The sequence below is a fragment of the Streptomyces sp. NPDC050315 genome, assembly GCF_040655775.1.
Classification (GTDB): Bacteria; Actinomycetota; Actinomycetes; order Streptomycetales; family Streptomycetaceae; genus Streptomyces.
This window is the reverse complement of the sequence record NZ_JBFAKN010000003.1, coordinates 37410-50634: the sequence shown is the minus strand read 5'-3', so window position 1 is coordinate 50634 and position 13225 is coordinate 37410. Positions and strand designations below refer to the sequence as shown.

Genomic DNA, 13225 nt, shown 5'->3' with positions numbered 1-13225 from the left:
CGGGGCAGCGCTTCGCAGTCGCAGGGCGAGGCCGTATTGCTCAAGCCCTCGGCCCGTTGAGAGAAGCCTGACCTCGTCGGCGCCCGTTGTGAATGGGAGAAATGCTTCCCCCGGAGTGTTGCTTCAGGGGAAGCATTTCTCCCCTTTACCGTTTCTTGAATCTTTGGTATTGATTGATTCTTTGCTTCGGGATAGCGCGCGCCCGGGCGGGTGGAAGCCCCTGTCCGGCGTCACGCACTACCCGGATGGCGTGCCCTGCACGGCATGCCGCCGCAGCTGGGGCGGCTGCGCTGGAATCGCTCCCGATGACGGCACGGATCACGTCTCCGTGCACCACCAGCGCCAATGCCCTGGGACCGGGTTCGGCGCCGGTCGGGTCGATCACGCCAGCGTGGCGGTGCCGATCACGAAGCGGTAGCGGACGTCGGAGGCCAGGACCCGCTCCCAGGCGTCGTTGATCTTTTCGGCCGGGACGATCTCGACGTCGGAGCCGTAACCGTGCTCTGCGCAGAAGTCCAGCATCTCCTGCGTCTCGCGGATGCCGCCGATGAGTGAGCCGGCGAAGTTCTTGCCGCCCATGAGCAGGGAGAACGCATTGAGAGGCAGGGGCTCGGCCGGGGCACCGACGTTGGCCAGAGTGCCGCCCACGGCAAGAAGCGAAAGATAGGCGTCGATGTCGAGCTTGGCGCTCACGGTATTCACGATGAGGTCGAAGGTGCCCGCGAGCTCCTCGAAAGTGGCCGCGTCGCTGGTGGCGTAGTAATGGTCGGCGCCCAGGCGCAGGCCGTCCTCACGCTTCTTCAGAGACTGCGACAGCACGGTGACCTCGGCACCCATGGCGTGCGCGTGCTTAACGGCCATGTGGCCCAGCCCGCCCAGGCCGACAACGGCGAGCTTCGTGCCGGGACCTGCGCCGAAGCGGCGCAGCGGCGAGTACGTCGTGATGCCGGCACAGAGCAGTGGCGCGGCGACGTCGAGACCGATGCCCTCGGGGATGCGGAGGACGAAGTCCTCGTTCACGACGACGTGGGTGGAGTAGCCGCCCTGGGTGAGGGTGCCGTCCACGTCGATGGCGCCGTAGGTGGGGATCATGCCCCTGAGGCAGTACTGCTCTTCCCCCTTGCGGCAGCTGGCGCACTCCCGGCACGAGTTGACCATGCAGCCGACGCCCGCCCGGTCATCCACCTGGTACTTGGTCACCTCAGAGCCCACCGCGGTGACGATGCCGGCGATTTCGTGGCCGGGAGCGACCGGGTAGGTCTGCGGGCCCCAGTCCCCACGGGCATGGTGGATGTCGGAATGGCAGATTCCGGCGTACTTGATCTCGATGAGGACGTCGCGCGGACCGAGGTCGCGCCGCTCGATGGTGACTGGGGCAAGCGGTTCAGTGGCGGACACGGCGGCGTATGCGTTGACAGTGAGCACGTCTCTCCTGGTGGTGTGGTGCGTGCCCCTCAGGCGCGACGGCATTCCGAAGGTCACGGTGTGCTGACACCGGGGCTCGGCGTGAGAATCTCGTCGCGTGCCCGGACGGGGCGAAATCTGGTGGGCCGCCATCGAGATTCGCAGCTCCGCCTGACCTCGAAAAGAGGAGAGATTCTTCCCTGGGTCGCACACTGCCTAGGAGAATTTCCTCCCCCTCAGGGATGCTTGGCGCACAGAGCAGCGCCGCGTATCCCAGTTCCGCGGCCGGAGAACGTGCCCAGCCGAACAGAATGCTCCATCAGTTCATCGAGTTCCGTCTCAGGAGGATTCGCGAGTGACCAGGCGCAGCACGTCCGGTTCGATGGTGCCGGGCAGGGGCCGGCCGGCGAGCGCGCCCACGACACCCCGTGCGATGCGATCGGCGAGGGCAACGACGTCACGGCGCACGGTGGTGAGGGGAGGGGCGGCCAGCGCCGCCGAAGGAATGTCGTCCACGCCGACGACCGCCAGGTCGCGGGGCGACTCCAGACCGAGGTGCCGAAGGCCGGCCAGGAGTGCGAGAGCCACTTCGTCGTTGTACGCGCAGATACCGGTGACCGGGACGTCGGCCGAGCGCCATGCTCGGATCACCTCCGCGGCGCCCTCCGCGTCGAGGGGCACAGGACGGACGTCCGGTGCGGGCAGGCCGAGCTCGGCACAGGTCTGCCGGACACCTTGGAGGCGGGGTTCGGCGAAGGAGGAGAGGCGCTCGTCGTCCGGGTAGGCATAACCCAACTGGCGGTGCTTGCCTGCCAGGTGACGGGCCTGCATGGAACCCACCGGGTGGGCGGGGATGACCGTCACACGCTGCCAGTTGCGGGTGGGGCCCTGGAGCATGACGGTTGCCTCGATGCCGGCGGCCCGCATCGCTTCGGCGTCGTCGGCGGCGAACTCGTCCAGAGCCAGGACGGCTGCCGGAGTGATCGCTTTCCATACCTCGCTGAGGGGCCGGGCGTCCGGGACGTGGGTGTGTACGACGAAAGTGAGCCGATGTCGGGCGAAGGCGGCGGACAGCTCCCGGAGCATCTGGGTGTTCGTCGGTCCGATCGGCCAGTCCGGCAGCAGCCCGAGCACGATGTCGGAGCGACCGCTGCGTAGTGTCCGCGCGGCTGCCGAAGGCGCGTACCCGAGCCGTGAGGCAGCTTCCTGGACGCGTCGTCGGGTCGACTCGGGGATCGAGTGATGGGGGGCGTCGTTCAGCACGATGCTCACGGTGGAGCGTGAGACTCCTGCCTCGCGAGCGACGTCTGTGCTCGTCACTCTCCGGCCGCCTGCCACACCGCTCATCGAGAAATCTGCCCTTCACCTCTTGTAAATGTGCCGAACCGTTCATACCTTAGCTCGAAACCTCGGTCACACGTGTTAGTAACACGTGTGACCGACCAGTGACGCAACCCGCACTCGTCCCCCTTCCGTCCCTGTAGAAGGCGGTCCCATGGCCACCACCGTTCCCCGCTCAGAGCATCCAGAGGCTGAATCGGCCGACGTCCCCCGCCTCGCCCGAGCCCGTCCATGGACCGTCGCCACCATGGGGCTGGCACGGTGCGGGCTCTACCTCGCGATCCTCACGCCGGTCTACTCCAGCCTTGCCATCAAGGTGCGAAGCCTCGTCCCCGAACAGGACGTGGTCTCCACTCTTGCCCTGGTCAGCAGCCTCGGCGCCGTAGCAGCGTTCCTCGCCAACCCGGTGTTCGGCCGGATCAGCGACCGCACGACAGGCCGGTTCGGGCGCCGCCGCCCTTGGTTGGTCGTCGGAGCGCTCGGCATGACGGCGGGACTCGCCGCCATCGCGACCGCTCAGAGCGTCGCGGTTGTGGCCATCGCATGGTTCGTCGCCCAGATCTTCGCCAACGCTGCCTTGGCCGCGCACGTAGCCTCCATCGCCGACCAGGTGCCCAGCACCCAGCGCGGCAAGGTCACCGGCCTCATGGGCGTCGTGCAGAACGTGGGCATCCTCGGCGCGGCATACGCCGCGCAGCTCTTCGGCGACCGGATGGTGCTGTTCTTCATGGTTCCGGCAGCTGTCGGACTGGTCCTCACAGTGCTCTACGCGATCGCGTTGCCCGACAAGCCGCTGGTGAAGCGTCCGCCGTCCGAAGGCGGCCTGCGCATGGTTCTCAAGACGTTCTGGGTGAGCCCTCGTCAGTACCCGGACTTCGCCTGGACCTTCATCTCGCGCTTCCTGATCATGCTGGCGACGCCTATGTTCACCACCTTCCGGCTCTTCTACCTGGAGGAGGATTTGAACCTGACGCAGGCGGATGCCGTCTCCGTCATGGCAACGGGCGTTCTCGTGTACACCCTCGCCCTGATCGTCGCCGCCCAGGTGGCTGGGTGGCTGTCCGACCGACTCCGGCGCCGCAAGGCGTTCGTGGGGCTGTCCTCCCTGGTCTTCGGTATCGGCATGGCGCTACTTGTCACCGCCGACTCGGCCACCGGGTTCTACGTCGCCGAGGTCGTGCTCGGCATCGGGTTCGGCGTCTACACCGGTGTGGACCTTGCACTGGTCATCGACGTCCTGCCCAACCCGGACGACGCCGCCAAGGACCTGGGCGTGTTCAACATCGCCAACGCCGCCCCGCAGACCATGGCCCCGGCCGTGGGGGCGCTCCTTGTGAACACCGGAGGCGGCCACAACTACTCCCTGCTCTTGGGAACTGCCGCTGTGCTCTGCGTGTTGGGTGCCCTGGCCATCGTCCCCATCAAGAAGGTTCGCTGATCCATGCCTCTGCAGACCCCTGACAACGAAGCCGAGCTGCGCGAGCGGCTCGCGACGCTCACCTTGAAGCAGAAAGTACGGCTGCTGACCGGTGCCGACTTCTGGTCCCTGCACACCGAGCCCGCCGCAGGGCTGCAGCGCATGGTGCTTTCAGACGGCCCGGCCGGAGTCCGCGGCGAGCTGTGGGATGAGCGGGACACTTCCGCGAACATCCCCTCCTCCACAGCTCTCGCCGCCACCTGGGACGAGGCCCGCCTGGAGCGGATCGGCGCGCTGCTGGCTGCCGAGGCCCGTAGCAAGGGAGTGCACGTCCTGCTTGCCCCAGGCGTCAATCTGCACCGGACCCCGGCCGGCGGCCGCAACTTCGAGTACTTCAGCGAGGACCCGCTGCTCACCGGCAGGATCGGCGCGGCCCTGGTGCGTGGCATCCAGTCCGGGGGAGTTGCGGCCACCGTCAAGCACTTCGTTGCCAACGAGTCCGAGACCGACCGCTTCAACGTGAACGCCCACGTCGACGAGCGCGCGCTGCGGGAGCTGTATCTGGCACCGTTCGAGGCGATCGTCCGCGAAGCCGGGCCGTGGGCCGTCATGTCCGCCTACAACAGCCTCAACGGAACCACCATGACCGAAAGTCCGCTGCAGCGTGAGGTGTTGAAGCGGGAGTGGGGCTTCGACGGCGTGATCATGACGGACTGGGGCGCCGCGCGGAGTACCGAGGCCACCGCGAACGCCGGACTCGACCTCGTCATGCCCGGGCCCAATGGCCCATGGGGCCAGGCCCTGGCCCAAGCCGTACGCGAGGGCCGGGTCACGGAGGAGACGGTCAACGACAAGACGCTGCGCCTCCTGCGGCTCGCCGCCCGTGTCGGCGTGCTCGATGGCATCGCCCCCGCCGCGCCTCAGCAGCAGGGATGGACGGCTGCCGAAACGTCTGCGGAACTGCGCGCGACGGCAGCGGCCGGCTTCGTCCTCGCCCAGAACCGTGACGCGCTACTCCCGCTGCAGTCGGACTGCTTGACGCGTGTGGCGGTCCTCGGGCCGAACGCCGCGGCCGGCCGCACCCTCGGCGGCGGCAGCGCCACCGTCTACCCGCCATACGTCATTTCGCCGCTCGACGGCCTGCGTACCGCACTCGGTGACACGGTCGAGATCACGCACACGCCCGGCGTCCACACGCTGACGCGGATCGCCCAAGCCGTCCCAGAACTGACGCGCGTACCGAACAGCGACAAGGACGGAGTGGAGCTCCGCTTCCTGGCCGCCGACGGCACCGAACTGGGCCGCGAGCAACGTCGCTCCGGCCATTTCATCTGGCTCGGCGAGCGCATGAGCGGGCTGTCTCACGCAGAGGTCGCTGCCATCGAGGTCCACGCCTTGTTGCGTGCCGCGACCACGGGTGACTACTTGGTAGGAGCTGCCGGAAAGGGACGGTTCAAGCTCACCATTGATGGCCGCGTCGCCTTCGACGAGCACATCGTCCTCCCGCCCGGCACGGACCCCGTCGAAGCAATGTCGACCCCGCCCCAGAAGGCGATACCGGTACCCCTCTCCGCCGGACAGGAAGTACGTCTCGTCCTGAGGCACGACCTGCGTAGCAGCGCCAGCGCGTCCTATACGTCGTCCCAGTCCAGCTCGCTGCACTTCTTGCTGCAGCCACCGGCCCCGCCGGAGGACGAGGAACTGGAGCGTGCCGTCGCGCTGGCCCGCGACGCCGACGTCGCTGTCGTGGTCGTCGGTACCACCGCCGAGGTGGAGAGTGAGGGCTTCGACCGTGAATCACTGGCACTGCCAGGCCGCCAGGATGAGCTCGTCCGCCGTGTCGCCGCCGCGAACCCGCGCACCGTCGTCGTGGTCAACAGCGGCGCTCCTGTCCTCCTGCCGTGGGCCGAAGAGGTCGCCGCTGTTCTGCTCACCTGGTTCCCGGGCCAGGAGTACGGACGCGCCCTGGCCGACGTACTGCTTGGCAGTGCCGAACCGGGCGGGCGGCTCCCGGTGACCTGGCCTGCCTCCGCCGGACACTTGCCGGCCACCACCCCCGTGGGCGGGCAATTGCACTACGACGAAGGCTTGTTCATCGGCCATCGGGCGTACGAGCGCGACGGTCGGACGCCGTTGTACCCCTTCGGCCACGGCCTCGGCTACACCACGTGGGACTACCTCAAGGCGGATGTCGACCAGGACGCTGCCGAGGTGTCGGTCCGGCTCCGCAACAGCGGCACCCGGACGGGCCGCGAGGTCGTCCAGGTCTACGCCGCTGCGCCGCTCGGCACACTGCCCCGTCCGGTCCGACGTCTGGTCGGCTTCGCCTCGGTCGAGGCCGGGCCCGGTGAGGAGGTCACCGCACGGGTGACCGTCCCGGCCCACGCCTTCCGGTACTGGGACACGGTCCGTCATACATGGGCCGTCTCGCCGGGCGCCTACCGCCTGGAGATCGGGGCCTCCTGCACGGCGGAAGCACTCACGGCCGAGATCACCGTGCCTGTGCCCGCAGAGCGCTGATCGCTCCCTGACTGGGCGCTGCTGTCGCCACCCTGACGGGCGACGGCAGCGCCCGCCCAGCCTTTGCAACGAACCATTGGTAGGAGACCGCTCCGCATGCCCGTCTCGCTCTCTTCACGCCGCCGGTCGGTGGGCTCCCTCACTGCCCGCCGCAGTCCGAGCCCCGGCCCGGCGCTGGCGACCTCACTGCTCGGCTTCTTCGTCATCACCCTCGACGCCCTGATCGTGCACGTCGCGCTGCCCTCCATCAGGGCCGACCTCGGTGGCGGCATCACGGGCCTGCAGTGGGTGGTGGACGGGTACACGCTCTTGTTCGCCGCGCTCCTCCTGTCCGCCGGAGCGCTGTCGGACCGGATCGGCGCCCGCCAGGCGTATGCGGTGGGAATCGCGCTGTTCATCGTCGCCTCAGCCGCCTGCGGGCTGGCGCCGAGTCTGGGCGCGCTGGTCGCGGCCCGGTTGGCGCAGGGGGCTGGGGCAGCTGTGATGATGCCGGCCACGCTGTCTCTGATCCGCGAGGCGTACCCCGATCCGGTCAAGCGAGCGCGCGCGATCTCGCTGTGGGCCGTGGGCGGCGCGGTCGCCTCTGCCGCCGGTCCACTGGCGGGCGGCGCCCTGAGCCTGATCAGCTGGCGGATGATCTTCTTCATCAACCTGCCGGTGGGCCTGGTGGCCCTGTTCATACTCACGCGGGTGGCGCGCTCGCCGCAGCGGGCCGTGCCGTTCGACTGGATGGGGCAGGTGACGTCGATCCTGGCGATGGGCGCCCTCACGTACGGAGCGATCGAGGCCGGCACTCTGGGCTTCGCAGCGCCCGAGGTGCTCATTGCGCTGGCTGTCGCCGCAGTGGCTCTGTTCGCTTTCGTACTGGCGCAGGCACGAGGGAAGCACCCGATGGTGCCACTGGACCTGTTCCAATCCCGGACTGTGGTGATCTCCGTTTCCGTGGGCTTCGCGCTCACGGCCGGGTTCTTCGGAATGGTCTTCCTGCTCAGCCTCTACGTGCAGGAGGACCGAGGGCTCACGCCATTGGAGGCTGGGCTGCTCTTCGTGCCGATGACCCTGCTGACCGGCTTCGTGAACTCGTCCGCCGCTCGGGTCGCCGAGCGATTGGGCCCGCGAGTGCCGGTCGCCGTTGGGCAGCTCCTCATGGTGGTGGGCCTCGCGAGCCTGTGCTTCGTGTCGTCGGCGACGCCCACCTGGACGATGGCGGTACTCATGATCCCGGTCGCGACGGGAATCGCCCTTGCCGCGCCCCCGCTGACCGCACTCCTGCTGGACAGCGTCCCCGCAGAACGCACCGGCATGGCAAGTGGCTTGCTCAACACCTGCCGCCAGCTCGGCGGAGCCCTGGCCATCGCCGTCTTCGGCGCCCTGCTCGCCCACGCTCCGACCTTTGTGGACGGTATGCGCGCCGGTCTGCTGATCTCCGCTGCATTGCTGCTGGCGACCGGGACGGCAAGCCTGCTGCTCCGGGGCCGTACGACGCGTCGCGGATAACTCGCACCGGCCCTGCAGGGACCGCCTCACGGAACGAGACATGCGGCACAACTCGATTGTGTATCGCCGCAGGCGCTGGACCGGCCCACCGGCGCTCATGCTCACGTAATGCGACGTGTCCCAGGCAGGGGACATACACATCGGCCCCCATAACGACGCGGCCCGTACGGGTCTGCACGTCAGCCGCTTCGCCAACCCGGGCGGATGGGCCCGGACCGTCGCGCTCGACGGCCCCGGGGGCAGGCGGCCGTGGGCGCAGGGACGGGCGAAATCGCTGTCCGCAGTCTGAGCGGTGACCGGTTCACCGCTCACCTGGCGGGGCATACAGGGCGCATCCTCATGCTGGGCTTTGCCACCGAGGACAGGCTCGTATCCGCGGCGGCCGACGGTACGGTCCGGCTCTGGTCCCTTGCCGAACAGCGGCAGCTCGCCGAGGTGCGGGTGGACGCGACACTGCACTGCGCGTCCTTCGACCCTGCCACGAACCGTGTCCTCGCCGGCAGCGCCGCCGGTGTTGCGACACTGAGCCTGAACAGCGACTGAGCACCATCCCGGAGGACCGCCACATCATGCCCGAAACCGCCGATGCGCCCGTGATCCTCAGCAACGAGCCCGGATCCTTCGCCTGGGGCGTGCTGACCGAGCGGCATCCCGCTCTCATCCAGAGGGTGCGCGATGCCTTCCCGTACGGCCCCGAGCAGCACCAGGCGCTCGACGCTCTGCTCAAGGAGTGCACGGAGGGTGTGATCGAACCGCTGGGCCTTGACGCAGCCGACCGGGAACAGTGGGAGGTATGGGGGCGGGACTACGTCGGACGGTCTTGGTTCGACGCTCCCTTCCTGTGGGCGGAGAGCTACTTCTACCGCAAGCTGCTCCAGGCGGTCGGGTACTTCGAAGCAGGCCCCTGGCAGGGCATCGATCCGTTCCGTCCCTTCAAGCAAGCTGAGCTGCGCACCGAAGAGGCCAAAGCCGAGTTGGCGGCCCTGGACCAGCTTGCGCTGCGCCCCGTCGACGAGCAGGCCCAGGCGCTGCTCCACGGGTCCCTGTGGGGCAACCGAGCAGACCTCGGCTTCCGCATGTCTTCCGGCGGCGAGGCAAGTGCGGACAGCGCCGACACCCCGCTCGTCGCAGACGACTCGGAGACGCTGGCCGTCAGCCCGGCGGGATGAAGTCGCAGGACGAGAAGCGAGCCAGGCAGAAGACCACCGAGGTCAAACGAGCCCTTGATGACCTGCGTCGGCGCGGCAAGATCAGCCCTTCAGAAGTGCAACCTGTACTCGCCCGGCTCGCCGCGCCCACCCGCCTCTCCGTAACGGAGCTGAACAGCACCGGGACAGACAAGACCGAAGGCAGCACTTACGGCATCTGGATCGGCGACACCGCGTGCGTCACGGGAGCCGTAAGCACAGACCGCGTGTGGGTCGACGTCAACGGCCACTACCTTGGAGAGCGGTTGCCTGCCCCCGCCCCACACTCACTGAGAGAGCCGACAGGACGACTTGCCGCGTCAAGCGCCGATGCCTCGCGCCTGTTCGAGCAACCCGATCCGGCATTCGACCCTGTGCCTGTTCTTGTAGCGGTCGCGGTCGAAGTCGGGCGGGCGGCCACCTGGCCACGCTTCTCCGGGATGGTGTGCGCGATCTGTCGACGGCGCAGATAGGCGCTTATCTTGCGGAACGAGTACGCCCGGTCAGCGATCGCCTGGGCCGGGCGGGTGCGTGGGCGTCCGCCTCCTGTCCACGCCACCCCGATCCGTTTCATGAGCTCGGTGAACTGCGGCGTGTCTTGGCGCTGTCCGCCGGTGACCGTGACCACCAGGGCATGCCGGGAGGTATCCGCTTGATTGGACGACAACGAACAGAGCCTCAGCCGACAGGTGGCACGATCGGCCTCGAAAATTCTCCTTAGAGGGTGTCAGCACACCTCGGCGCCCGGCTCGCTCAGCGCGCCCGCTCGTGACCCGATCCCACACGAGTACGACATCGTCGTCGACTCCGTTGCAGCTGCCGACCACCATCTGGCTGCCCGGCTCGCACGACACGGATACGTCACCCGACGCCCCAGCCGTCCTGCCCGACTGGGCCCTCGACAAGATCCGTGCCGAGTTCACGCGTCGCTCCGGTGATGCTCCTTCTCCACTGTGGCGCCTGACCATCGGCGACACCGACCCGGGGATGGACGCCCGCACACCGTGCACGACCGAGGGCGCCACCGGCGATGGGCCGCGCACCACATCCGGTACGCCAGTGATCCTCGCGGAGCTGCACCCCGACACCCTTCCCACCGCCGCACCGCGCAGCCGTTACGCCGACAACGAGTACGGCGCCATGGACGACGGCTGGCCCGGCTTCTTCCATCGTGTCTACCGCCTCCTGCGCAGCGGTGGACTTCTGTTGCTGGCTACTCGGCAGCGACGCGACGCTGGCGTGCTCACCGACCCGCTCGGCCTGCTCGTCGCCTGCGCCCGTTCGGCTGGATTCCGGTACCTGCAGCACATCGTGGTTGTGCACGGCCACGCCGCCGGGGACCGGATCGTGCCGGCGCCACCGGACGGATCCGCACCCGGGCTCATCCACTCCGACCTCCTGGTCCTCGACTCCCAGGGAGGCCAGTCATGACCACACATGTGCCAGGCTCCGTCTGGAACACCGCACCTACCTCCGCCCCCGCCCAGCGAGCGGACCGCTACGTTGCAGGCTCGGCCGCACACCCCGCCAAGATGCTCCCGGCCATCGCCGCCCACGCCATCACCACGTACTCCAAGCCCGGTGACCTGGTCCTGGATCCGATGTGCGGGATCGGCACCACGCTCGTCGAAGCCGTCCATCTCGGCCGCCATGTCCTCGGCGTCGAGTACGAGACCCAATGGGCGCGTCTCACCGAACGGAACCTTCGCCACGCCGACAACCAAGGCGCCAGCGGCGCCGGGGCTGTGTACTGCGGCGACGCGCGCCGACTCACGACTCTCGTCCCGGGGGTCTTCCATGGATTGGTCGACCTCGTCGTCACCTCACCGCCGTACGGGGCGAGCGTCCACGGCCAGGTTCGCTCCTCCCGTGAGACCGGCGAGCGCGGCGTGGTGAAGAAGGACTACCGGTACAGCCGAGACCCGTCCAACCTCGCGCACGTCGGCCTGGAGACTTTGCTCGAAGCCTTCACCGAGATTCTTATCCAGTGCCGCCACCTGCTCCGCCCCGGCGGTCACGCCGTGATCACCACCCGTCCGTGGCGCGAGCGCGGAGAGCTCGTCGACCTGCCCTCCGCCGTCCTCTCTGCTGCCGAAGCCGCCGGTCTCGTGCCCGTCGAGCGGTGCGTGGCCCTGCTCGCCGGCATTCGTGACGGCCGGCTCATCGCCCGTCCCTCGTTCTTCCAGATGAAGAACATCCGTGATGCCCGTCGGGCGGGCCTCCCGCTCGCGGTCATCGCGCACGAGGATGCTCTCGTCGTGCGCCGTCCGCTCGCGTCGGCGCTCGCGGAACTCTCTACGTCCGGGAAACTCGGGTCGGCCGTTTCTTCACCCACTACGGCATCCCGCTATGGGTGCCGGAGGTCGGCGGCCCCATCGACCCGGACAACGAGGCCCATGACCTGATCATGTCGGTCTTCGGCGGCATGTCCAAGGGCGAACGCAACCGGATCAAGGTCCGCGTGCATGCGGCTATGGCCTCTCAGGCCCTTATGGAGGGGCGCTATCTGGGAGGACGTCCGCCCTACGGCTATCGTCTCGTGGACCTCGGGGCGCATCCCAATCCCGCCAAGGCCGCCGACGGCAAGCGTCTGTACGGGCTGGAGCCCGATCCGGACACCGCCCCTGTGGTGGGGCGGATCTTCACCGAGTTCCTCAGCGGCCGCGGCTTCTTCGTCATCGCCGAGGGGCTGACCCGGGACGGTATCCCCAGCCCCTCCGCTCACGACCGGGCCCGCAACCGCCACCGGGACGGCCGGGCCTGGGCGAAGCTCGCGGTCCGCGCCATCCTGACCAACCCCCGCTACACCGGCCGCCAGGTCTGGAACCGACAACACAAGCACGAGACCTTGCTCGACCTTGACGACGTCAGTCTCGGCTGCACCACCGTCATGCGCTGGAATCCCCAGGACAAGTGGATCGTTTCGCGGGAGGTCGTTCACACGCCGCTCGTCGATGACGAGACCTTCGCCGCCGTCCAGGAGGTGCTCGGGACGCGTGCGTGCGCGGGCACTGCCCACGCCGAGCACCGCACCCGTAATCCCTATCTCTTCCGCGGACGGGTCACCTGCGGGCTGTGCAGCCGGCGCATGGACGCGCACTGGGCGAACGACAAGGCGTACTACCGCTGCCGCTTTCCCGAGGAGTACGCCCTGGCCAACCGGATCAGCCACCCCCGCAACGTCTACCTGCGCGAGAGCTGGATCACTCCGCCCCTGGACGGCTGGCTGGGCAAGCTCTTCGCCTCGCACCGCCTCGACGGCACCATCGACGCCATGGTCGGCTCCGACCTCCCACCAGCGGTGGACGAAGCCGCCGCGGCGGCCGCCCGCGCCGACCTTGCCCGGTGCGACGCGCATCTCGCCACTCACCGTGCCGCTCTGGAAGCCGGCGCGGACCCAGTTGTCGTCACCCGATGGATCGCTGACACCCAGGCCGCCCGCGCCAGAGCCGAAGCCGATCTCCGTGACGCCGCCCACAGGGCATCGCCCCGCATCAACCGGGATGAGACCGTCCGCCTTGTCCGCGCCCTGGGGGATCTCGTCGCCGTCGTACGAAATGCGCCCGCCCGGGACAAAGCCGAGGTCTACCAGGCCCTCGGGCTGCGGCTGCGCTACGACCCGGCCCAGCGGACGGTGCTGGCCGAAGTCGCGCCCCGACCGCCCGCCGCGCATGGTCCCGGGAACGACAAATCCCCACGGTCTGCGGGAGACCGTGGGGATTTGGTTGGTGTCCGAGGGGGGACTTGGACCAATACCCCACGGATCACGCCCGTCGCTACGAAACTAGATCTCGCGCTTCCGTAGGTGCGGGTCGAGTCCACGGTGGGGCGCGGGGCAGATGGGAACGGGGGCGACGTG

The 13225-nt window shown here is 68.6% G+C and carries 10 protein-coding genes and 1 pseudogene; 9 read left to right on the top strand and 2 right to left on the bottom strand.

Annotated elements, in window-relative coordinates; translation table 11 throughout:
- Positions 1 to 381: 381 nt before the first annotated feature.
- Positions 382 to 1425: an NAD(P)-dependent alcohol dehydrogenase gene (locus AB0I82_RS11410; protein WP_363256974.1), complete on the bottom strand. Its 1044-nt coding sequence runs from the start codon at positions 1423 to 1425 to the stop codon at positions 382 to 384.
- Positions 1426 to 1743: 318 nt separating this feature from the next.
- A complete protein-coding gene (locus tag AB0I82_RS11405; RefSeq protein ID WP_363256973.1) occupies positions 1744 to 2751 on the bottom strand; it encodes a LacI family DNA-binding transcriptional regulator in 1008 nt (335 codons plus the stop codon).
- Between the two features lie 148 nt (positions 2752 to 2899).
- Here AB0I82_RS11405 and AB0I82_RS11400 point away from each other — a divergent pair, with 148 nt between their 5' ends.
- The 9 genes and pseudogenes from AB0I82_RS11400 to AB0I82_RS11360 all read left to right on the top strand — a co-directional run bounded on the left by AB0I82_RS11400 (position 2900) and on the right by AB0I82_RS11360 (position 13171).
- The gene (locus tag AB0I82_RS11400) at positions 2900 to 4183 is read left to right on the top strand and encodes an MFS transporter (RefSeq protein WP_363256972.1); all 1284 of its coding nucleotides are present in this window, start codon (positions 2900 to 2902) and stop codon (positions 4181 to 4183) included.
- 3 nt (positions 4184 to 4186) lie between these two features.
- On the top strand, positions 4187 to 6682 hold the full coding sequence (locus AB0I82_RS11395; protein WP_363256971.1) for a glycoside hydrolase family 3 C-terminal domain-containing protein: 2496 nt from the start codon (positions 4187 to 4189) through the stop codon (positions 6680 to 6682).
- Between the two features lie 96 nt (positions 6683 to 6778).
- Positions 6779 to 8179: an MFS transporter gene (locus tag AB0I82_RS11390; protein WP_363256970.1), complete on the top strand. Its 1401-nt coding sequence runs from the start codon at positions 6779 to 6781 to the stop codon at positions 8177 to 8179.
- Positions 8180 to 8518: 339 nt separating this feature from the next.
- The gene (locus AB0I82_RS11385) at positions 8519 to 8722 is read left to right on the top strand and encodes a hypothetical protein (RefSeq protein WP_363256969.1); all 204 of its coding nucleotides are present in this window, start codon (positions 8519 to 8521) and stop codon (positions 8720 to 8722) included.
- Positions 8723 to 8748: 26 nt separating this feature from the next.
- Positions 8749 to 9345 (top strand): annotated as a pseudogene (locus AB0I82_RS11380) (ARMT1-like domain-containing protein); the annotation flags it as partial.
- On the top strand, positions 9345 to 9839 hold the full coding sequence (locus tag AB0I82_RS11375; protein WP_363256968.1) for a hypothetical protein: 495 nt from the start codon (positions 9345 to 9347) through the stop codon (positions 9837 to 9839). The pseudogene AB0I82_RS11380 and the gene AB0I82_RS11375, both read left to right, overlap by 1 nt.
- Before the next feature lie 337 nt (positions 9840 to 10176).
- The gene (locus AB0I82_RS11370; protein WP_363256967.1) at positions 10177 to 10797 is read left to right on the top strand and encodes a hypothetical protein; all 621 of its coding nucleotides are present in this window, start codon (positions 10177 to 10179) and stop codon (positions 10795 to 10797) included.
- Positions 10794 to 11771 carry a DNA methyltransferase gene (locus AB0I82_RS11365; RefSeq protein ID WP_363256966.1) on the top strand — a complete coding sequence of 326 codons (978 nt, stop codon included), beginning with the start codon at positions 10794 to 10796 and terminating at the stop codon, positions 11769 to 11771. Before AB0I82_RS11370 ends, AB0I82_RS11365 begins: the two co-directional genes overlap by 4 nt.
- On the top strand, positions 11720 to 13171 hold the full coding sequence (locus AB0I82_RS11360) for a recombinase family protein (protein ID WP_363256965.1): 1452 nt from the start codon (positions 11720 to 11722) through the stop codon (positions 13169 to 13171). Before AB0I82_RS11365 ends, AB0I82_RS11360 begins: the two co-directional genes overlap by 52 nt.
- Positions 13172 to 13225: the final 54 nt, after the last annotated feature.